The following is a 20,137-nucleotide window of genomic DNA, read 5'->3' on the forward strand; positions in this document are numbered from 1 at the left end:
TTTGACGGTCACTGCCCTGGGCGGCACCGGACTCGAATATAGTTATACGCTCAGTGGCCCGACTTCAGGAACCGAGGTGGTCGAGAGTTTTCAATTGCAGGTTGTGGACCTCGATGGTGATCAGGTAAACGATGTACTGACGATTAGCATTATCGACGATGAGCCAGTAGCGCTCGACGACAACCGTGCGTTGGCTGCACTGCCGGAGGCCTCGGAGAGCGGCAATGTGCTGACGGGTGCTGGCAATGGCGACGCACGGGATGTGGCCGGGGCGGACAGCGCCGGTTTTACGATAACGGCGCTGCGCACTGGTGAGGAAAGCGATAGTACTGGCACTACTCAGGGTGTTATCGGCGTGGGCTTACAGGGCATGTATGGCTTTCTCACGCTGGGCGCGGACGGTGCATATACTTACACGCTCACCGCAGATCTGGTCGGCCTCGACAGCGGAGAAACTGTATACGACGTTTTTACTTATACCGTGAGTGATGGTGATGGATCCACTGACAGCGCTCAGCTCACGGTGACGATTAATCCTCTCAACGACCAGCCGACAATTACTGCCGAGTATGACCCCATTGAGATCACCACTGCGAATGTGAATAACACTGACGAAGACTTTCTGGTGTCAGCATTTGATTTGAGCGGTGATCCGGCTGCGATTTCCATCAATGGGCAGCCCGTGGGTTTCGGTGTTGCTGGAACAGCGTCTGGTGCGAATACGGAGCTTGGGCAGAGCGGGGGAGACAGCGAGAGTCTGGTGGTATCCTTTGATACCCCTGTCTATGGTGCCGAGGTATCGTTCTCCTGGATGAATCCCCGTGAGGGAGCCTCCTTCACTTTCTTGAGAGACGGCGAGGTAGTGGGCACTGGCGAGCATCGTGGCGGTAGCAATCGCGTCGATCCGGCGATAACGCTGGCGCCGGACAATGGCGAGGCGTTTGATGAAATCGTGTTTACCGCCCCAGGACGTGGCGACGACTACCTCATCTACTCGATTGTCGCCAGCACCGTTTATGAAGCGGGCCTCGAGTGCGGTTCAGGCGAAGGTCCTGTAACCACCCGGGCGTCGGGTACGTTTCAGGTAGGTGACCCCGATGGCCTGGACGACATTGAGTCAGTCGCCATCAATGGCGTGGTAGTCAGCGTGGCTGCGCTGACGGCCGGCACCGTGAGCATTGCTGGTGCCAGCGGCACCTTATTGGTAGAGACCTATGATCCGGCCAGCGGCAGTGCTACCTATGTCTACACACTGGAGCAGCCGCTCGAACACGGTGCAGGCCCGGCGGTGGAGGAATTCACCTTTACGGTGAGCGATGGTGATACGACAGCAACCTCAACCGTGCAGATTGACATTGTGGAAGACCCCGCAGCGCCGGCGGTGCAGATCGACGCCGCGGAGGATTGCGACGCACCTGTCGTTGTCGATCTCGATAACGACGGCATCGACTATTTTGCCCTGGATGCCGGTGTGAGGTTTGTGGATGAATCTACCAGCGTGGTCAAGCAGACGGCATGGGTGGCACCGGAAGATGCCCTGCTGGTGATCGACGCAGATGGCTCCGGAACAGTGAACACGGCTCAGGAGTATGTGTTCACCGAGTGGAGCGACACTGCCGAAACTGACCTGGCGGCAATTGCCGAGGTATTCGACTCCAATCAGGACGGGGTTCTGGATGCTGAGGACGAACGATTCGAAGAATTTGCCCTCTGGCAGGATGCCAATTCCAATGGCGTCACCGATGCGGGTGAACTGTTTGCTCTATCCGAACTGGGGGTCGATGCTATTGCGCTGACTTACAGTGACGATAGTGAAGCGGGCAGCGCCGCCGGGGGTGATGTGACAATCTTCGGTGAATCCGAGATTCGCTTTAAGGATGGATCCACCTCGACGGTGCACGACACCAGCTTTAGCATCGAGATGCATGACATGCTCTCCGGCGATAATGAGCTGATATTGCCGATATTTGAGGAACACAGCGGCCTGCTGGAGCAGCCTGTGGATTCTGTGCAGCTATCTGGCGCTGGACATCAAGCCGCAATGATAGCGCTGGATATGCCAGTGGCGCTCAACCTTCAGGACGAGGCGGCGACCGACTTTAGCTATTAGCCTGACGACCGCATCGAGCGGTAGAAGCGCACTACACAGCCAAGCATGGCCAGACAGAGCGTGATAGTGGCCGCAAATGAGAGTCCGGGTACTGGACCTATCTCATCGGAGCAGTCAAAGACGACAGGGGTGCTGGCGGAGGAAGCCAGGCAGCCACAACGACCAAAACAGTGAGTAGGGCAAAGAAAACAGACTTGCTGAACTCTCAGGCGTTCTTTTCATGGGCTCATAGATCCGTTCTAGGTGGCACGTTGTCAGGTCTAACCAACATAGCACGTCAGCTCTGACCGGATCGAGTGTCGCACTTCTATACTTTTGGCCGCATGATTATCGACGTCGGAGGTGGCGCTCAACACCCAGAATAGAGGCAAAAAATATCCGGTAATCTCTCTGATCACCCTCGCTCGTTTGGCGAGGCTTCGCCTAGCCTAGCCATGGCCAACTTTGGTTCTGAGTGCCGATCGCCACGAACCGCCGAGGACAAGATCAGGGAGCAAGTGTTGGCGTTGTCTGCGCAGTATTACGCAGTGGTCCGATATTTTTGGGACCGAAGTGCTTAATGCTGGCTGTATAGCCAGGCCAAGGTCGCAGTTCAGTGGCCCCATCCGCCGCTATGGTAACGAAACCAAACGGGCTCTTCTGGTGGGTCCCCAGCCAGAAGCGCCGATTGCCGCCCAGCGCGGGAACACCAATATGCCTGACGCCTGCCGATGTAACACCGTCGAAAAACGCATGGTGATGGCCCGAAACCCAGATCTCGCCGGTGCCGGGCGAAGATGCTTCAAATGTTTCTGTCTCCCTGCCCTCAGCCAGTGGGTAGCGCGGTAAGTGGGTGATCACCACTAGTGTTTGTTGTTCATTTTGGGCCGCCACTCGCTGTTGTCGGAGAAACGTCTCCTGGGCCGCTGGCAATGGCCCCGGCGCGGTCACATCTAGCCCCACAAGCCGAAACGCGCCTGCATCGAGTGCGAAGTACCAGGGAAAGTTCGACTCCCCATGCAGCGCGCCTGGCTCATAGCGCTGCCAGTAAGATTCAAATTCATCGCGCTCGAGAGCGAAGCTCGGATAAATCGAGGCATCGTGATTACCGGGTACTGCGAGTACCGGGATGCCAGCATCCCGCAGTGGGCGGTGAACCGTCCGATCAAAGCTGGCCCACATTCTCTGCAGTTGTGCTGCTTCCAGCGGCGGGCGGGCTTGGCCGGCGATCATGTCGCCGGCAATAACGACCGCTGCAGGTCGCATATCAATTGCCTTGCTTACCGCTTCTGCAATGCGGGGGTGATACTCAACACTGCCGTAACGACCATTGAGATCAGCCATAAACACCAGAGGGTCTGCATGTGCGGTTACGCTGAGCCACAGGAACAGTGGCACCACCCACTTAATCACAGGCAATCTCCGTTGCAGTGTTGCGCTGCTCAAGAACATTGTCCGGCGTCAGATCAAAGCGGTACTTACCTGCTTTGCAGTCTGCAGTGATGATGCGAGCAATCTCATCTGCGCGCGTGCTTATGTTGAGCACCTCACGTTTGGACAGGTGATAATTATCCAGTAAAGCCTGATACATCGGGCCCTGTGTTTCGAGATCGCGCGCGAGTGCTTTCAGGCGCTGGTAGCGGACAGGATTGAAATGCTGGAGGTTCTTGAGCATGGCTGTTGTGCGCGCGTAGTTGGCATAGCCAGCACGCACGCCGGCGTCGTTGTCGTTTAGCCAAGTGGTGCGTAGGCGCACAGCATTGGAAACGAGGGGTGCCGAGCCAGTGGCCACTTCACTGTGCAGTGTGTTGTTCTGCAGCCAAAGCCAGCGCCACTGGTAATCAATGTTGCCAACCCGGTCCTGTTGGCCCAGCAGGTAATCGAGGATGATGATATCGAGCAGCTCCAGCATCCACCAGGCGACCTGAGTGCGGCTGATGTCGTCGGCCACAGCCTCGGACATGACAGGATTGGCTCTAGCCTGTGCTATGCCTGCATCTACAGCAAGCATTAGCTTCTCAGGATGTCGCAATGCCAGAAACGGTGCGGTCTGCTGGAAATCTAAATTCTGCCCTTTGCCCCAGCCCGATTCCCGGGTGCCGTTGATTTCCGCACCGTAGCGGCTGCCAGTGAATAGTAGCGCTGCACCCCAGATGGCAGGTGGCTGGCGGAGAGTAAATTCGCTGACGTCATCTCTGGAAGTCACATCTTGCTGGAGGTGCTGCCAGGCAGCGAGCAACATTTGGCGTGACGGGTGCTTCTCGGCCAGCGCTAAGCCTGGGGCCACAACGCGTTGTGCATACCATGCTTTGTCAAAGCGCAGCTCGGCCGCTGCTGGCACCTGCACAACAGTGCCTAACCAGCGGCTGAAGTGATCGTAGAGTAGAATCGCCGGCGCATAAGTGCCGCTGGTGTCACGAAAGTTCATGCTGTGCTTGAACACAGCAAGCTCACGTTTTGCTCTGTCGCGAGCGTGTTTTCCCTCTGGGCAGACCTCTGCTTCAAAGGCGGTGTTGCGACCCTCCCAGGCCGTTCCAGAAAGATCGTACACCAGCATGGCTGCACTGGTGCTCCAGTTTTTAGGGCAGACCGCGACCGATGGTTGTGAGAAATCTATCTCGCAGTAAGAACGGCTGGTCTGTGCTTTAGTCGGATCGTCGGGTGTACCGGGTAACAGCGGGACAATTCGGCAAACTGAGTTGCTGGCATGAACAGTATTCACGCCGATCATAACCTGCAGAACCAGCAGCAGGATGGCGCAGCTATTCCGGCTGACTTGGTAGCGAGCTGTCATCGCCCGGCGTCCTCCCAATCACTAAATGGTAATTTCCTTCTTAAGAGCGTGTAGGTAGGGAGCGGCATCCGTTAAGCCTTCGTAACCAAAAATTCATCAGCAGAGGGCCCGCGAGTTTGCTCCCACCACTGAAAATGTGTGCCCGGCCAGTTCTGCGATACCCTGCCAGTGGCGTTCTTATACCAGCTGCTGACAGACTGTGAACCCCAGGCCCGTTGTAAGTTGAGCTCATCCACCCACTGGTTGTATTGCTGGAAATGCTCCGGGCGGACTTCCAGGCTGGCCAGGCCCTGCTCAAACTGCATCTTCAGGCAGCCCATGATGTAGCGCATCTCGCATTCGCTGAAAAACACGATACTGGCGCCAACGACGATGTTGCTGTTGGGGCCATAGAGCAGATACAGATTGGGGAACTCGGGAATCGTGACACTTTTGTAGGCACGGGCATCGCCATTCCAGCGCTGGTGCAGGTCACATCCCTCTTTACCTTTGACGTCAAGTGTGGACAGGAAATCATGGGCATTGAAGCCGGTGCCGTAAATGATCACATCGCACGCATGCACAGTACCGTCGTTCGTTCTAATACCCTCGGGTGTGACAGCTTCGATGCCTTCGGTGACCAGCGTGACATCGTCTCTTTTCAGGGTGCTGATCCAGGTGCCGTCATCCAGAATCGGGCGCTTGCCGCCGGGTGGATAGTCGGGCACCAAGGCATCGGCCAGCGCAGTGTCATCACCGGCCTGTTCGCGAATATAGGCCTCCATGCCCTCCCGCAGCATGGCGTTAGCGCTGCCCACCGATTGCGGTTCCCCCGCCCAGCCGGGTTCGCTGTAAAGGAATGGCAGTGGGCCATCCATAGCGCGTGCACGGAACAGGAAAAACCGGTACCAGCGATCATAGAAAGGGATGTTGCGCAGGCACCACAGCAGCCCTGGTTCCATGGGCTCATGGTAGTTCTCCATCGGTAGCAGCCAGTTTGGGGTGCGCTGGAAAACCAGCAGCTCCCCGGTGGACTCTGCAATTTCCGGAATAAATTGGGTGGCGCTGCAACCGGTACCTATAACGGCCACATGCTTGCCGGTGAGATCGTGCTGATGCTCCCAGCGCGCGGAGTGGAAGCTGGTGCCCTGGAAGGAATCGATCCCCGGGATGTCCGGCATGGCCGGTGTGTTCAATTGGCCGACTGCGCTGATCACCGAGTTGAACTGTTCCTCGTGCTCGAGGCCGTCGTTGCCTACCAGTGTTGCTTTCCAGTCGTGACATTGCTCGTCGTATGCGAGACTATCCACTCGCGTTGCCAGGCGCGCTTGCGCGCTCAGACCGAAGGTTCTGACAACGTTCTGAAAGTATTGGAGCAATGAGGCCTGGCTGGAAAAGTGCGCGGGCCACTCAGGGTTGGGCGCGAACAAGTAGTTGTAAAGATGATTCGCAGAATCGACCTGGCAACCCGGGTAGGTGTTCTCGTACCACGTGCCGCCAAACGCCGGGTTTTTGTCCACGATGAGGTAGTCTATGCCTGCCTCCTGGAGGCGGATGGCGGCCAGTATTCCGGACATGCCGGCACCAATAATCAACACCCGATAGCTGTCGGGCACTGAGGTTGCAGGGATATGTACGCGACGCCGGTCCTCCCCGAACAAATTGAGTTCCTCGCGCATTAGCGGCAGTTGCTCATCGGGAATGGTATGGCCGGTGGTGTAGTGCATGGCCTGTTCAATTATTGCATCGCTTGGCGTGACAAGTTCCGGACAGCCCCTGTCGCGGTATGCCCTGAGTATGTGGAATGCGAGCAGGCGGGCGGTCTGGCGTGCTGCCTCTGTCAGTCCGTCCTCCTCTTCTGCCAGTGGAATGACCAGCGGCTGTATATCACCGCGCAGGTGGCTGCAATCATTCGTGAGGTGCGTCATCGTGGTCATCAGCGCCGGAATATTGGCTACAGCAAGTGCCGCCTGCAGTTGTGCATCGCTGATTTTATTAAGGTCTACGTTCCAGTCCATGCCTATTCCCTAGTACTTGTGACTGAGTATAGACATTGCTGGCAAGGGTAGGGGCCAGCTTGGACTTATTCGCCATGCCTGCCTGAGCACCTCGACAAGCCGTAGCCGACTTCTATACTTACTTTGATTGTGACAGGCCGCTTTCGACACCCCGCGATGAAAAGTCATGTCCCGTTGTGGCGTAGGAGCAGGAGAAGCAGGTATGTGGAAGTACACAGGTAGGGAGCGGCCGTCATTCGCTGAGGAGCCCGGCCCCGGGCAAGAGTCGGTGTGGGATTACCCGCGTCCCCCTGAAGTTGTGGCCTGCGACAGCCTGGTGGAGGTCCAACTCGGCGCCGCGATGCTGGTCAGCACGCGCCAGTCACAGCGGGTTCTGGAAACCGCCAGTCCGCCCACTTACTACCTGCCGCCCGACGCTGTGGATTGGTCTCTGCTGGTAAAAACGGCAGATCGCTCGTTCTGCGAGTGGAAGGGGGCGGCCACTTATTGGGCGCTGGCCTACGATTCGAAGAAGGTGCCTGTGGCCTGGAGCTATGAAGGTCCGTCGGAACGCTTCGCCTCCATCGATGGCTTTCTGTCATGTTACCCGGGACGGATTGCCTGCTTTGTGGACGGGGAGCGGGTGCAGCCTCAGCCGGGTGAGTTCTATGGCGGCTGGGTGACCAGCACTATTGCCGGGCCGGTGAAAGGCGGGCCGGGCACCGGGCACTGGTAGAGAGGTCAGCGATAACGTGCTGCGGTAATAAACTGGCTGAAGGATTCGCACCAGATGATGACGGTGTTGTAGCGTTCCAGATCAATGTCTGCGCCGACCGGCACGACAAAGTTTTCGAAGGTGTCCACCGGGCCTACCTGCACCATGCTCGACCTGATGGCTTCAAACCCCGTCTCTGTTTCGACGAATTCGGGCGATAAATAGAGTTTGTATGCCGGCCCCGGCGCCAGTTGCCCCAGCAGGGTAATGGCATCGGGGCCGACTGAGATCACGCCTTCGCCCCAGTGCAGGAAGTCACTGTCTTTAAGGTCACGTCGAAATTCCCCTGTATAGGTAGCGCCTACCTGGGCAGCGGCAACGGTCTCTGCCTGTGGTGCATCCGGGGCCATAAGAATCGGGAGTGCGAAAATCCCCGCCATAAAGCCGAAGATGGCCACTGCAATGTGGGAAGCAACAAGCAATAGTGCGCGCATGGGCGAGTCCTCCGTTTACCCCTACACTATATACCTGTCGCGGCCTCGGTGCGCGAAACAGGGCCCGGTGCGCTTGACCTTTGACGCGATGGCGCTAGGGTGTGCGAATGCCGACTCCCCCGCGGGGCTCAGGCGAACTCGCACACCGCTCTGCATTCGCCTCTGCAACCTATCGCCATTACTTTCCTTCCGCTGTCTTTTCGACGCTGGGGAGTTGGCTGCTGCGCTTCCTGTTGGGATGGAGTGCCTGGGAGCTGACGGAATCAGCGACCTGGGTGGGCGTTGTGGCGGGACTGACTCTGGCGCCGGCGCTGGTGTTATCACCGCTATTTGGCATCGTTACTGACCGTATCAATCCACGCAATGGCCTGCTGCTGACCATTGCGCTGAATGCGTTCTTTTCGGGTATCGCGGGGGTGCTTGTTGCCGCCGACCTGTTCAATCTCTCCGCGCTGCTGGTACTGGCCGCAGCCCTGGGCGTCACCACATCGGCGCATACACCGATACGCCTTGCCTTGGTGCCTCTGTTGGTGCCCCGGCAATCGCTGCCCAGCGCCATTGGCTATTCGGCAATGGTCTTCAATACCTCGCGTATTCTCGGGCCGGCGCTGGGCGCCTGGATTTTGACCCAGACGTCCTCCGCGTGGGCCTATGGCTGTGCCGCAGGCTTGATGCTGGTGGCACTGCCGTCGCTGTGGGACACCCGGGTCGCACCCCCGGTAAGACAGCGCTCGCAGGATATAGGTTTCCGGCAGCAGCTGCGCGCTGGTCTGCGTTACACCGCCGGTCACGAAATGATCAGGTTGGTGTTTGGTTTCACACTTATCAACGCACTGTTGGGCCGTACCGTGATCGAACTGCTGCCGGCGGTGTCCGGGGTATTGCTGCAGGGCGACTCTGCAACATTGGCTACCCTGACGGCGGCTGCAGGCGCAGGTTCCATCATCGGCGGCCTCGTGGTTAGTCGCCAGGGCGGAGGGCACAGGCGCTTGTTGCGCCTGCTGGCACTGAGCCTTGTTGTCAGTGCATTGTTGGTGCTGGCCTTGGCCGGAGCGGGTGACTTGCAAGTGGCCGCGGGGCTGGTCGGGTTGCTGAGCATGGCGGCAACCATGGCCGGCACGTCCAGCCAGGCGCTGGCGCAGCTTGTGGTCGACGACAGTTACCGGGGGCGGGTGCTCAGCTTGTGGACTATGGTTGCCATGGGGGCTCCTGCCGTGGGCGCAATGGCCATGGGCGGCCTCGTGGACTGGCTGTCATTCCCGGTGGTGTTGCCGGGTTTTGCCCTGGTGTGCGCTGTCGCGACAGCGGTCTTATATTTGATCGGTCAGCCGGAGAGAGACAACGGCGGCAACCCTGCGTAACAAGCCCATCGCTATAAGGAGAATTATTGTGCGCGATTACGACATCATTCTATACGGCGCCAGCGGCTTCACGGGACGGCTGGTGGCGGAGTACCTCCAGAAGGTCTACGGCAATGGCGAAGACCTGGTGTGGGCCATAGCCGGCCGCAATGAAGACAAACTGCGTGAGATCGCTAACGCCATCGATGCCCCAGATACCCCGATTGTTGTTGCCGATAGCCGCGATTCCAATGCCCTGGCATCTATGGTCGCCTCTGCATCGGTAGTCTGTACCACGGTGGGCCCCTATGCGTTGTACGGCAGTGAGTTGGTGGCTGCCTGCGTCGCCGCGGGCACGCATTACTGTGATCTCACAGGGGAAGTGCCCTGGATGCGAGACATGATCCGGCGACACGAGTCTGACGCCCGGGACAGCGGTGCGCGCATCGTGCATACCTGCGGCTTCGACAGTATTCCCTCAGACCTGGGTACGCTGTTTCTACAGGAGGCCATGCTGGCGGAACATGGTGTGCCAGCCAAGCAAGTGAAACTCATGGTTGATCGCTTCAGTGGCGCGTTCAGTGGCGGCACGGTTGCCAGCATGATCAATATCATGGAGACCGCGGGAAAGGACCGGAAGGTGCGCGAGGTGGTAGCTGACCCCTATGCGTTGTTGCCCGAGGGGGCGCCGCGGGGGCCGGATGGCAATGATCAGACCAGCGCACTTTACGATGACGACTTTCAGCGCTGGACACTGCCTTTTGTTATGGCTGGTATTAATACCCGTGTCGTACGGCGCAGCAATGCCCTGCTCGATTTCGCATGGGGCGAAAACTTTAGTTACTCCGAATCGATGCTCGCCCCTGCCCGACAGGGAGCGGTGACGTCAAAACTCGCCGGGCTGGCGATGACGGCGGGGACCGCATCGCTGGCCATTGCGCCACTGCGGGCCATTGCGAGGCGCTTCCTGCCTGCCCCGGGAGAGGGGCCCAGCAAGGAGCAGCGCGAGAAGGGGTTCTTCGATATTTACTTGTACGGTGTCCACCCCACTGATCGCAGTGCCGACATGGTGGCTCGCGTCACCGGCGACCGGGATCCGGGCTACGGCTCCACGTCCAAGATGCTGGCGGAGGCCGCAATATGTTTGGCCCGTGACGACCTGGACTGCGAGGGTGGTTTCTGGACGCCGGCCTCAGCTATGGGAAGTGTACTTATTCAGCGCCTGCAGGAGAGCGCCGGCCTGACCTTCGAGCGGGTGGCAGACGTACCCTGATCTCTTGCCACTAGACCAGACTCTGTCGACTTCAATTGGGGGCGTTGTCTGGTCAGTGGCCAATACCTGGACGTATCTTCAGCAACTGTCTATTTATTGCGCCAGCGCAGGGAGAGGATCATGCCCGAGGGCCCGGAAATACGGCGCGCAGCCGACGCTATAGGCGACGTGCTTGTCGGCGAAGTGGTCGACACCGTGCGATTCGGCCTGCCACGCCTGCGGAAATACGCGCGCCAGCTACGCGGCCAAAAGGTGGTGGATGTAGAAACCCGGGGCAAGGCGATGCTCACACATTTCGATCATGGCTACAGCATTTACTCGCACAACCAGCTGTATGGCGTATGGCAGGTGGTCGAGGGCAAGAAACTCCCCAACACCACTCGTTCAATGCGCCTCCTGCTGCAGACTGCCGACCACAGCGCCATTCTCTACAGTGCATCTGATATCAGTGTTTGGCCAACGGCAGAGCTGCCCGAACATCCGTTTCTGCAAAAACTGGGACCCGATATTATGGACCGCCGTCTCACCTGGCGGGCCGTGGCGGCGCGGCTGGAGGATGCCAGATTCGCTGGTAAGTCGCTGTCAGCTCTCTACCTGGACCAGGCCTTTCTGGCGGGAAATGGCAATTACCTGCGCTCCGAAATTCTGTTCGATGCCGGCCTGGACCCGAAGCGCACCGCGGCAGACCTGACCCGCGGTGAACGCGGCAGGCTGGCCAGGAGCACCCTTGATATTAGCCGACGCAGCTACGATACCGGTGGAATCACACTGGCGCCGCGGCTGTCGAACTCGCTGCAGCGCCAGGGATTGACGCGTGAGTGGCGACGGTTCTACGTGTTCGGGCGCGCTGATTATCCCTGCTATCGCTGTGGCAGCGAGATTCGCCGCGAGGAAGTGGGCAGTCGGCGCCTCTACACCTGTCCCAGCTGTCAGCCGAGGGATGCTGGATGACGCTGGCGCAGTCGGCATGCAAGCCGCAGTACTCGCTGGGGGATGAATACGTGGAAGCGCCCCCGCGATGTCCCGGCGTATATCGATTTCTCGATGGTGAGGGCCAGGTGCTCTATGTGGGTAAGAGCATTGATATGCGCAGTCGCATTCGCTCCCACTACGCCAGCTCCAGCCAGACTGAGCGGCAGAAGCGAATGTTGCATGGCACCCGGCGCATCGACTTTCGCCCCACGGCCGGTGAGGCCGGGGCGTTGCTACTTGAGAATGCGGCCATTAAACGTGAAATACCCCTCTACAATCGGCGCCAGCGCTCCGTCCGTAGGCTCTGGTCGATCGTGCTAACTGCCAATGCCGCGGGGTTCCTGCAACCTGAGCTTGAGAGCTTCAGTCTGGAAGGCCTGGACGTTCGTGCAGCCTACGGTTCCTACAGTAGCCGCTATCACGCCCGCCAGGCCATGGATAAGCTCGCCAGGTCAGAGCAGCTCTGTCCCGGAGTGCTTGGGCTCGAGCGCGGCAAGGGGCCGTGTTTCCAGCGCCAGATTGGACGCTGCCAGGGCGCCTGTGTGGGGGGCGAAGCGCCGGATGCTCACAACGCGCGGCTCCAAAGCGCTCTGGCATCCCGGCGCCTCAGTGCATGGCCAATCACGACCCCGGTGCTGCTGCGCGAGTTGGCCGAAAAACCGGATATGCACCAGCCTGCGCAGGAATACCATTTGCTGCACAACTGGATGTATCTCGGCACCTATGCGTCACCCGAAGCGGCCAGGGCAGTCGACGGAGCGGGAGGCACAATGTTCGACCGTGATACCCATCGTATTCTGCGGGCGACGCTTGGCCGGGGCGAATGTGACCTGCTGGATCTTGAGTCAATGAAAGCGGTGGATTGGCCAACAGGCGAGCTGATTCCATGAGTATTTCCGTGGTCTGGTTCAAGCGCGATTTGCGGTTGCGCGACCACGCGCCACTGACGAATGCGATTGCTGCAGGCCGGCCGGTCTTCCTGATGTATTGCTTTGAGCCCGAACTTGTCAATGACCCCCGCTACTCATCGCGGCACTGGCGGTTTGTCGGCGAGTCCCTGCGCGACATCAATGCGTCGTTACGATGTTTCGGTGCGCGAGTTCACGTGTTCAGCGCTAATCCTCTGTCGGTGTTTCGATTGCTGCACGAGCAATTTGGCGTGGCCGCCGTATACAGCCACGAAGAGACGGGCCTTGAGATAACCTTTCAACGAGACAAGGCCGTTGCCACTTACCTCAAAGCAGTAGGTGCTACATGGCAGGAAACAGCAACCAACGGTATCCAGCGGGGGCGCCGCGACCGGCGAGGCTGGAACAGGCGTTGGCGCGAACTGATGAACTCGCCCCAGATACAGCCGAACCTTGAACACTTGCAGCCCCAGCCCTGGCGTCGTGACGGGCCCTTGGTGGCACTCTTGCTACGCAGCCCCCCCGCGAGTTGGGTGACGGAAGATGCTGAGTTCCAGCCAGGCGGTCCCGATGCCGCAGATGCCTGCATGCAGTCCTTTTTCAGTGACCGTGGGCGCGACTATGAAGGCAATGTGTCCAGTCCAACAGCGAGCCGGGAACATTGTTCAAGGCTCTCTCCCTATCTTGCATGGGGCAATCTATCCATACGACAGGTTTACCAGAGCCTGGAAGCCAATCGACAGCGCTACGGATGGGACCGATCGATGGCGGCCTTCGAATCGCGCTTGCATTGGCATTGCCATTTCATTCAAAAGTTCGAGATGGAACGCCGTATGGAGTACGAAGACGTTAACCGGGGCTACCGGGACATGCTCCGGCCGCCCGATGCTGAGTTGCAAGCTGCGTGGCGTGAGGGGCGCACCGGCTTCCCCATAGTGGATGCCAACATGCGCTGCCTGCAGGCAACCGGCCACACCAACTTTCGCATGCGAGCCATGTTGGTCAGTTTTTTCTGCCATCACCTATGGCAGCCGTGGCAGGATGCTGCGGCTCACCTGGCGTCGCTGTTCCTCGATTTCGAACCCGGCATTCACTATGCCCAACTGCAGATGCAAGCCGGGGTCACAGGGACAAACACGATCCGAATCTACAATCCGGTAAAGCAGTCGCAGGAACATGATCCCAATGGGCGCTTTATTCGCCGCTGGTTGCCCGAGTTGCGTGACGTCCCGCTGCATCTGCTGCATGACCCCAGTGAGGCGACGCCGATGGAGCGCGTGCTGGAACTGGCGGAATATCCAGAGCCCATTGTTGACCACCGCCTGACGTACCGACGGGCACGGGATCGACTGTGGGCCATGCGCGACAATCCACACGTCAGTTCAGAGGCAGCGCGTATCCTCGATCGCCACGTCGAGCGGCGACCGCTAACCGGTTAGCTGCGACGGCGCTGCCGGGACACCCACGCAAAGTGGCGAGCCAGCTCCGGGTCGGACAGCAGTGCCTCTGGCGTCGCCAGGCCTTTTGCCAACTCCATTTCCGAGTAGGCCCTGTGGATGCCGTCATGGCAGTCACGACAAACATAAATCCCCTGAGCGAGGGTCGCTTTGTCGTAGTGTCGCTGATAGTGCTTGCGCCGGTGGAGCTTGCGCGGGATCAGGTGATGAAATGTCAGTGGAAGCTCGCGCGCGCAACAGGGGCAGTGGCCCCGACGCCCGGCTCGCCGGAACTGCGTGACTGCGTTACCGTTCAAGGCTGACTCGGGGTCGACGCTAGCTGCTTGCGCAACTGCTCTACCCGGGCGTAATTGGCCCCCATATCGCCAATACCCAGGCGCGAGGAGGAGCGCACGTGAACAACGTTGCGGGCGGCATCGTACCTGAGCAGGACATCGTCGCGATAGCGCATGACGGGGGTGGTTGCTACTGCTTGAACAAGGTCGCCATCGTCTGCAGTAATGGTCCAGTTTTGCTGTGAGGCCAGCCATGCTTTTAACGCCTGCCACTGAGTGAAGCTGGCCTGAAGCGGCTCGATCGCCTGATCGCCTGCGCTGCTTTCTGTGTTTACGCAGTTCGGGAGTGGCCCACAGGGTGGTAGAGAGGTGCCCGGTGGCGGTTTTTCAGGAGGACTGGTGCAACCTGTGAGCAATAGCGCGGTCAAAGCCAGTGTTGAATAAATGTTTCCCATACGGTTAATGTACCTGCGCTGCAGGAAAAGGTGTATCGAGGCTCTGTTATGTCCAAAATCTGTCTGAAGAAAATCGCCGCGCGCCTCATCTTGGTGCTTTTCGTCTTGCCTTATTCCGCGTTGGCGCAGTTGGACGTGGGCAGTTGGAACGAGTTGCTGGGAGAGGCCGTCAACAATGGCTATGTGCGGTACAGTCAGTGGGACAACAATGCTCGTTTTGATGCGCTAGTAGAGGAGATTGCCGCTGCTGACGTCAGCGAGATGACGCGAGACGAGAAGCTCGTTTTCTACATCAATACCTACAACATTCTCGCCGCCAGGGGCATTCTTGATGGTCGTTCACCTGCCACGCTCTGGGGGCGCTACCTGTACTTCAAACGCGACAAGTACACGGTTGCGGGCGAACCGTTGAGTCTTCACGCGCTAGAGCATGACAGGATTCTCCCACTCGGTGAGCCGCGGATTCATTTCGCTATCGTTTGCGCCAGCATGTCCTGTCCTATCTTGCAGTCAGAGGCCTACACCGTACAAGCGCTTGATCAGCAGCTCGACAGCGCGGCCCGACAATTTATCAACGACGAAGCACGCAACAAGTTCTGGCCCGATGAGGGCCGCGCTGAACTCAGTAGTATCTTCAAATGGTTCGAAGAGGACTTCGTCACAGCGGCGGGGTCAGTGCAGGCCTACGTTGCGTCTTATGTCGAAGGCGATTTCGCCCCGCTATTGCGCGAGAAAAAATTGAAGGTTGAATACCTGGACTACGACTGGAGCCTCAATGGCGAGCTATAGAGCCCGACTTGCTGTACTGCAGGTCCGCTTGAATAGCGTCCACCTGCTCGCGGCTGAAGCTGATCTTGTAGGCGTAGAAAAGCGCAATCAAGAGCGTGGGAATCACGACCAATAGTACTGAAATCATCAGGCCCGCCAGCACTGGTTCGGCAACGTTGCCTGGCAGGTCCTGCTGGTTGAGGCCTATCACATCCAGCACGATGCCACCGTAGAGGGGGCCCACCAGTGATGATACCTTGTTGGTGAAGGTGATGACCGAAAAAAAACCACCCTCGCGTCTGCCGCCCTGTTCCAGTTCATGCTGGTCGGAAATGTCGGCGACGATCGACATGGCACTGGTGATACGCAGTAAAAAGAAGAACATGAGCACTGTGAGGTTGATGATGTTCAGTGCAAGAATGACGGGACTGTCGTTCTCTGGCAGGGCGCCCGCCAGTTTGAGTGGCAGTAGCCACAGGCTGTTGAATAGCAGGGCCCAGAGGGCATAACGCATGATCTCCGGCTTCTGCCAGCGCGCACTGATAGGCTTGATTGAAAGCCACACCAGCAACACGGCAATCAAACTTGGGACGGCGAGAATAATAGCCATGTCGTCGGAACTGAATTCAAACACGTAGGTGCCCACGAGGATGTTCAATGTGGCAGCACAACCCCAACCGATAGACGCTGCCACGTCGTAGGCAATCAAGGTGCGAAACGTCTTGTTGCGTAATGTCTGTAGAACGTCGGTGAGATAATCCTGCAGCCTCGGCAGGCCATAGTCCTCACCCTCTGTGTTGGGTTGACTCATGTGCTCCCGAGTACCCATGATCGTCACAGCCGCCAGCATAACCGCGACCGCTGCGGACATCAGGCCATACCAGGGATAACTCTGGGCGATAAATCGGCCATCAACTTCTGGTTCTGCCCCGAAGATAAACACAAAGCCAGCGGCTGGCAGAAACAGGGTGACAAGAAACATAAACCCAAGGCGCATACTCATCAATTGACTGCGCTCGTGGTAATCGTGGGTTAGCTCTGCGCTTAAGGCGAGGTGTGGAATCGAGAACGCGGTGATAAAGGTGCGAACCCACAGCGACCAGAACAGCAGCCAGCAGGCGAGTAAGCTGGATGATGCCACAACGGTTGCCGGAGGTGAGAACAGCCCGATAAATCCGATGGCAATCGGTACCGTGCTATACACCATGAATGGGTGGCGCCGGCCATAGCGGCTGCGCAGCCTGTCTGACCATCCGCCAATCAGCGGGTCTGAAATGCCATCCCACACCAGGCTGAGGGCGATGATGAACCCCGTGACGAACCCGGATAGACCGAGGACTTGGGTGTAAAACAACAGGATGAAAATGCCGTAGGCTGCTTCCTTGACCGCATAAATGCCGCCACCAACGCCATAGAGCAGCCTTGTCCGGGGAGTGAGCATTGGCAGTTGAAAGTATCCACTGTTATTTTTAGTTGCGCACTATAAAAACAGATCAGGGCTGCTAAGGCCAGTGCAGGATCGGCCTTGGTATTGGCCAGCTTCCGGTCATTAGCGGTGCTCGGAAAACGCTGTTCGCGTGGAGCCTGAGCGGGACTTTTGCCATACTCGAAGGCAACTCGCGCAAACGCAGCGCGTGTCGCAAAGCGAGAACAATTTTGAGGGTGGTTACACCATGACAGTACAAGGACGCCATATTGCCATCACCGGCCCCACAGCAGGCATTGGCAGAAGCTGTGCATTACAACTCGCCGCCAGAGGTGCATCGCTGGTTTTGTTCTGCCGCAATGCCGAAAAAGGTGATGAACTGGCCAGAGAAATCGTTGCTACCAGCGGCCTTAGGCCTGAGATTGTCATTATGGATATGGCGGATCTGGACAGTGTTCGCCGCGCCGCAGAGCAATGCCTGGCGCTGGAGCAGCCGCTGGATATTCTGCTCAATAATGCCGGTGTGGTGAACACCGAGCGTAGGGTTACTACCGACGGTTATGAGGAGACGCTGGCGGTTAACCACCTGGCGCCGTTTCTGTTGACGGGCTTGCTATTGCCGCGAATGGCGCTAAGTCGCGCGGCCCGCATCGTGAACGTAGCCTCCGATGCACATCGTTTCGTTAGCGGTATGGGTTTCGATGATATGCAGGCCGAGCGAGGCTATAAAACCTTTCGCGAGTACGGTCGTTCGAAAGGCGCTAACGTTCTCTTTACCCGGAGCCTGGCGAAACGTCTGGCAGATACCACCATTACGGTGAATTGCCTGCATCCCGGCGCAGTGGCAACGTCTCTGGGTACCCAAAACGAAGGCTTCTTCTCACATTGGTTGCCCGCGCTGCTAAAGCCCTTCTTTCGCAGCCCTGATCGAGGCGCAGAGACGTCCATGTACTTGTGCGAGAGTGATGCCGTCGCAGATGTCAGCGGCCGTTACTTTTCCAACTGCAAACAGGTGAAGCCCAAGTCATGGGTGCTTGATGACGCCACTGCAGAGCAGCTGTGGGCGTTTAGCGAGACGGCAACAGATTTTCGCTATCCCTAAGCAGTCTCGCGCTCTGCGCGTGGTGTGAAACCAAATTGTCACCGGATAGACACCTAAGCGTCACCGTAACGACATGTGCAGCTTCTACGCTGTTCTCTCGCTGTGATGACTGGCAGGCAATGACCGCGCCGGCGCCATGGCTCTGCTCACATTATCAATGAAAAGTAGGGAGAAACTTCATGAGCCACGATGAAGACAGTTGCAATTCTTCGGGTAACCGCACATTCGCTGAAGTCGTACAGGCGGCTTCATCTCGACGTTCATTTCTCACTGGTACGGTTGGGCTGGCGGCTGCGACCTTTATCGCGCCCAGTCTGGGTCAAACCATGACACTGACCCAGAATAATGGGCTTGGATCGCGGAATGTGGGAGAGACGCGGCTGCGGAAAGGCAGAATCAACTTTTCGCCGGTGCCGGTGAGTGAAGGCTCGGGACCCATGCCTTCGATCAGCAGTGACTACGAGTATCAGGTGCTGATTCCCTGGGGTACGCCCCTGCAGTCCGGGATTGCAGAGTACACTGGAGACCCCAACACTCGCCCCAGCGCGGCAGACCAGGAGCGCATGGTGGGTGTGGGTCATGATGGCATGCACTTCTTCCCATTTGACGGCAAGAACAAGGAAGGGATTCTTGCCATTAACCATGAGTTTGGTCGCAATAGCCACGTACTGGGCAAGTCAGCGCCAGAAGACGATGAAGACATCCGCCTGTCACAAGCAGCCCACGGAGTGGCTATGGTGCATATCCGTCGCAGCATGCAGGGCTGGAAAGTGGTTGTGGATAGCCCTTACAACCGCCGGATTACGCCGAATACACCGGTACTATTCTCAGGCCCGGCGCGAGGCACGCCTTTGCTGGCTCCCGAATCTGGCGCAAAAGGCACAGTCAATAATTGCTCCAGTGGTTTCACGCCCTGGGGTACCTACCTGACCTGTGAAGAGAACTTCAACGGATACTTTGGCGACAGCCAGGGCAGTTGGACACCCACTGAAGAACAGGAACGTTACGGCTTTTCTCCCGAGGGCTTTGGCTACGGCTGGGAAACCCACACGACGGACCGACGCTTCGACCTGGGTAGCGCTGAACACCCCAATGAAGACAACCGCTTTGGTTGGGTCGTAGAGATTGATCCCATGGCGCCGGACCAGCCTCCGGTGAAACGTACTGCACTGGGTCGCTTCAAGCACGAAGGCGTAGCGATTGTTGAAGGCAAAGACGGACGTATTGTGGCGTACATGGGCGACGACCAGCGTTTTGACTACATCTATAAGTTTGTCTCCGCCCGCAACTGGCAGGAGATGCGGGCAGAAGGACTCAGCCCTCTCGATCAGGGTCGCCTGTATGTCGCCAGGTTCAACGAAGATGGCACTGGTGAATGGCTGTGGTTGACGATTAACGATCCGGTGCTGGCAGCGCGCTTCAACAGCCAAGCCGAAGTATTAACCTACGCGAGGGTGGCCGCCGACTTGTTAGGCGCCACGCCTATGGATCGGCCCGAGTGGACCACCGTGGCACCGAATGGTGATGTCTATTGCACGCTTACCAACAACAGTCGCCGGGAAGAGCCCAATCCAGCTAACCCGCTAACGCCTAACGAAGATGGTCATATCATTCGCTGGCGTGACAAAGGCCAGCATGTGGGTAAGCGCTTCACCTGGGATATCTTCTCCATTGCCCAGGACACCCATGCCGAGGGCGACGAGCGCACCTTCAGCGATCCCGATGGCCTGTGGGTGGATCCGGGCGGCCGCATGTTCATCCAGACTGATGGCGGGCAGATGAAGGGCCTGAACAACCAGATGCTGGTGTGCAGTGTGTACGACGAGGGCGGTTCTCAGAATCTCGATATCAAGCGCCTGTTCACCGGTGTTACAGGTGATGAAATTACCGGGCTGACGACTACGCCGGATCGTCGCACCATGTTTATCAATACTCAGCATCCTGGCAATGGTGATCCGTTGGCCAGTAATTTCCCCGCAGAGCCGGATGGGGTGACCATTCCACGGGATAGCACGATTGTGATCACACGTAAGGGTGGCGGTGTGGTTGGCAGTTAAGCCGGTAAGTGAAGGATGTGGGCGCCGTTGGTGGTG

The 20,137-nt window shown here is 58.2% G+C and carries 17 protein-coding genes; 10 read left to right on the plus strand and 7 right to left on the minus strand.

From position 1 onward, the window contains the following. The first annotated feature begins 1 nt into the window (after position 1). Positions 2–2,110 carry a VCBS domain-containing protein gene (locus tag A3709_RS09410; RefSeq protein ID WP_066053491.1) on the plus strand — a complete coding sequence of 703 codons (2,109 nt, stop codon included), beginning with the start codon at positions 2–4 and terminating at the stop codon, positions 2,108–2,110. 486 nt (positions 2,111–2,596) lie between these two features. Here the strand turns inward: A3709_RS09410 and A3709_RS09415 are convergent, their stop codons facing one another. The 3 genes from A3709_RS09415 to A3709_RS09425 form a co-directional block, all read right to left on the minus strand. Next, positions 2,597–3,502 carry a metallophosphoesterase gene (locus A3709_RS09415; protein WP_066053496.1) on the minus strand — a complete coding sequence of 302 codons (906 nt, stop codon included), beginning with the start codon at positions 3,500–3,502 and terminating at the stop codon, positions 2,597–2,599. Beyond that, positions 3,495–4,883: a hypothetical protein gene (locus tag A3709_RS09420; protein ID WP_066053499.1), complete on the minus strand. Its 1,389-nt coding sequence runs from the start codon at positions 4,881–4,883 to the stop codon at positions 3,495–3,497. The genes A3709_RS09415 and A3709_RS09420 overlap by 8 nt, the downstream gene beginning before the upstream one ends. Positions 4,884–4,954: 71 nt before the next feature. Beyond that, positions 4,955–6,880: an NAD(P)/FAD-dependent oxidoreductase gene (locus A3709_RS09425; protein ID WP_066053502.1), complete on the minus strand. Its 1,926-nt coding sequence runs from the start codon at positions 6,878–6,880 to the stop codon at positions 4,955–4,957. 202 nt (positions 6,881–7,082) lie between these two features. Between A3709_RS09425 and A3709_RS09430 the strand changes: the two genes are divergently transcribed. After that, entirely contained in the window at positions 7,083–7,595 is a 513-nt protein-coding gene (locus tag A3709_RS09430) for a DUF427 domain-containing protein (protein ID WP_066053504.1), read from the plus strand. Positions 7,596–7,600: 5 nt separating this feature from the next. Here A3709_RS09430 and A3709_RS09435 read toward each other — a convergent pair whose 3' ends face one another. Next, a complete protein-coding gene (locus A3709_RS09435; protein WP_066053507.1) occupies positions 7,601–8,068 on the minus strand; it encodes a DM13 domain-containing protein in 468 nt (155 codons plus the stop codon). A gap of 107 nt (positions 8,069–8,175) precedes the next feature. Here A3709_RS09435 and A3709_RS09440 point away from each other — a divergent pair, with 107 nt between their 5' ends. From A3709_RS09440 to A3709_RS09460, 5 genes are all read left to right on the plus strand, one after another. Next, positions 8,176–9,429, plus strand: coding sequence for an MFS transporter (locus A3709_RS09440; protein WP_066053509.1), 1,254 nt, complete (start codon positions 8,176–8,178; stop codon positions 9,427–9,429). Positions 9,430–9,457: 28 nt separating this feature from the next. Next, on the plus strand, positions 9,458–10,681 hold the full coding sequence (locus tag A3709_RS09445) for a trans-acting enoyl reductase family protein (protein ID WP_369795139.1): 1,224 nt from the start codon (positions 9,458–9,460) through the stop codon (positions 10,679–10,681). A gap of 120 nt (positions 10,682–10,801) precedes the next feature. Beyond that, positions 10,802–11,632: an endonuclease VIII gene (gene nei / locus A3709_RS09450; RefSeq protein ID WP_066053515.1), complete on the plus strand. Its 831-nt coding sequence runs from the start codon at positions 10,802–10,804 to the stop codon at positions 11,630–11,632. After that, the gene (locus A3709_RS09455) at positions 11,629–12,543 is read left to right on the plus strand and encodes a GIY-YIG nuclease family protein (RefSeq protein ID WP_066053518.1); all 915 of its coding nucleotides are present in this window, start codon (positions 11,629–11,631) and stop codon (positions 12,541–12,543) included. The genes nei and A3709_RS09455 overlap by 4 nt, the downstream gene beginning before the upstream one ends. Further along, the gene (locus A3709_RS09460) at positions 12,540–14,000 is read left to right on the plus strand and encodes a deoxyribodipyrimidine photo-lyase (protein WP_066053521.1); all 1,461 of its coding nucleotides are present in this window, start codon (positions 12,540–12,542) and stop codon (positions 13,998–14,000) included. The genes A3709_RS09455 and A3709_RS09460 overlap by 4 nt, the downstream gene beginning before the upstream one ends. On the opposite strand, the gene A3709_RS22580 is transcribed toward A3709_RS09460, so the two are convergent. Then, the gene (locus A3709_RS22580) at positions 13,997–14,314 is read right to left on the minus strand and encodes a hypothetical protein (RefSeq protein ID WP_082850020.1); all 318 of its coding nucleotides are present in this window, start codon (positions 14,312–14,314) and stop codon (positions 13,997–13,999) included. The two genes, A3709_RS09460 and A3709_RS22580, sit on opposite strands and share 4 nt — an antisense overlap. Next, positions 14,311–14,748: a DUF1499 domain-containing protein gene (locus tag A3709_RS09470; protein ID WP_066053527.1), complete on the minus strand. Its 438-nt coding sequence runs from the start codon at positions 14,746–14,748 to the stop codon at positions 14,311–14,313. Before A3709_RS09470 ends, A3709_RS22580 begins: the two co-directional genes overlap by 4 nt. A gap of 48 nt (positions 14,749–14,796) precedes the next feature. Here A3709_RS09470 and A3709_RS09475 point away from each other — a divergent pair, with 48 nt between their 5' ends. Next, positions 14,797–15,537, plus strand: a complete 741-nt coding sequence (locus tag A3709_RS09475; protein WP_066053530.1) for a DUF547 domain-containing protein — start codon at positions 14,797–14,799, stop codon at positions 15,535–15,537. Here A3709_RS09475 and A3709_RS09480 read toward each other — a convergent pair. Continuing rightward, positions 15,521–16,957: an MFS transporter gene (locus tag A3709_RS09480; RefSeq protein ID WP_082850021.1), complete on the minus strand. Its 1,437-nt coding sequence runs from the start codon at positions 16,955–16,957 to the stop codon at positions 15,521–15,523. The genes A3709_RS09475 and A3709_RS09480 overlap by 17 nt on opposite strands. A gap of 232 nt (positions 16,958–17,189) precedes the next feature. On the opposite strand from A3709_RS09480, the gene A3709_RS09485 reads away from it, so the two are divergent. Further along, entirely contained in the window at positions 17,190–18,044 is an 855-nt protein-coding gene (locus tag A3709_RS09485; RefSeq protein WP_066053949.1) for an SDR family oxidoreductase, read from the plus strand. A gap of 179 nt (positions 18,045–18,223) precedes the next feature. Further along, positions 18,224–20,101: a PhoX family phosphatase gene (locus tag A3709_RS09490; protein WP_066053535.1), complete on the plus strand. Its 1,878-nt coding sequence runs from the start codon at positions 18,224–18,226 to the stop codon at positions 20,099–20,101. Positions 20,102–20,137 lie beyond the last annotated feature (36 nt).

The organism is Halioglobus sp. HI00S01, assembly GCF_001635445.1.
In the GTDB taxonomy this organism is placed as follows: Bacteria; Pseudomonadota; Gammaproteobacteria; order Pseudomonadales; family Halieaceae; genus Halioglobus; species Halioglobus japonicus.

Bases quoted from the DNA above. Each gene is read 5' to 3' on its own strand.
- A3709_RS09420 (WP_066053499.1), bottom strand. From the start codon at position 4,883: ATGACAGCTCGCTACCAAGTCAGCCGGAATAGCTGCGCCATCCTGCTG.
- A3709_RS09425 (WP_066053502.1), bottom strand. From the start codon at position 6,880: ATGGACTGGAACGTAGACCTTAATAAAATCAGCGATGCACAACTGCAG.
- A3709_RS09430 (WP_066053504.1), top strand. From the start codon at position 7,083: ATGTGGAAGTACACAGGTAGGGAGCGGCCGTCATTCGCTGAGGAGCCC.
- A3709_RS09435 (WP_066053507.1), bottom strand. From the start codon at position 8,068: ATGCGCGCACTATTGCTTGTTGCTTCCCACATTGCAGTGGCCATCTTC.
- A3709_RS09440 (WP_066053509.1), top strand. From the start codon at position 8,176: ATGCCGACTCCCCCGCGGGGCTCAGGCGAACTCGCACACCGCTCTGCA.
- nei (WP_066053515.1), top strand. From the start codon at position 10,802: ATGCCCGAGGGCCCGGAAATACGGCGCGCAGCCGACGCTATAGGCGAC.
- A3709_RS09455 (WP_066053518.1), top strand. From the start codon at position 11,629: ATGACGCTGGCGCAGTCGGCATGCAAGCCGCAGTACTCGCTGGGGGAT.
- A3709_RS09460 (WP_066053521.1), top strand. From the start codon at position 12,540: ATGAGTATTTCCGTGGTCTGGTTCAAGCGCGATTTGCGGTTGCGCGAC.
- A3709_RS09470 (WP_066053527.1), bottom strand. From the start codon at position 14,748: ATGGGAAACATTTATTCAACACTGGCTTTGACCGCGCTATTGCTCACA.
- A3709_RS09475 (WP_066053530.1), top strand. From the start codon at position 14,797: ATGTCCAAAATCTGTCTGAAGAAAATCGCCGCGCGCCTCATCTTGGTG.
- A3709_RS09480 (WP_082850021.1), bottom strand. From the start codon at position 16,957: ATGCTCACTCCCCGGACAAGGCTGCTCTATGGCGTTGGTGGCGGCATT.
- A3709_RS09485 (WP_066053949.1), top strand. From the start codon at position 17,190: ATGACAGTACAAGGACGCCATATTGCCATCACCGGCCCCACAGCAGGC.
- A3709_RS09490 (WP_066053535.1), top strand. From the start codon at position 18,224: ATGAGCCACGATGAAGACAGTTGCAATTCTTCGGGTAACCGCACATTC.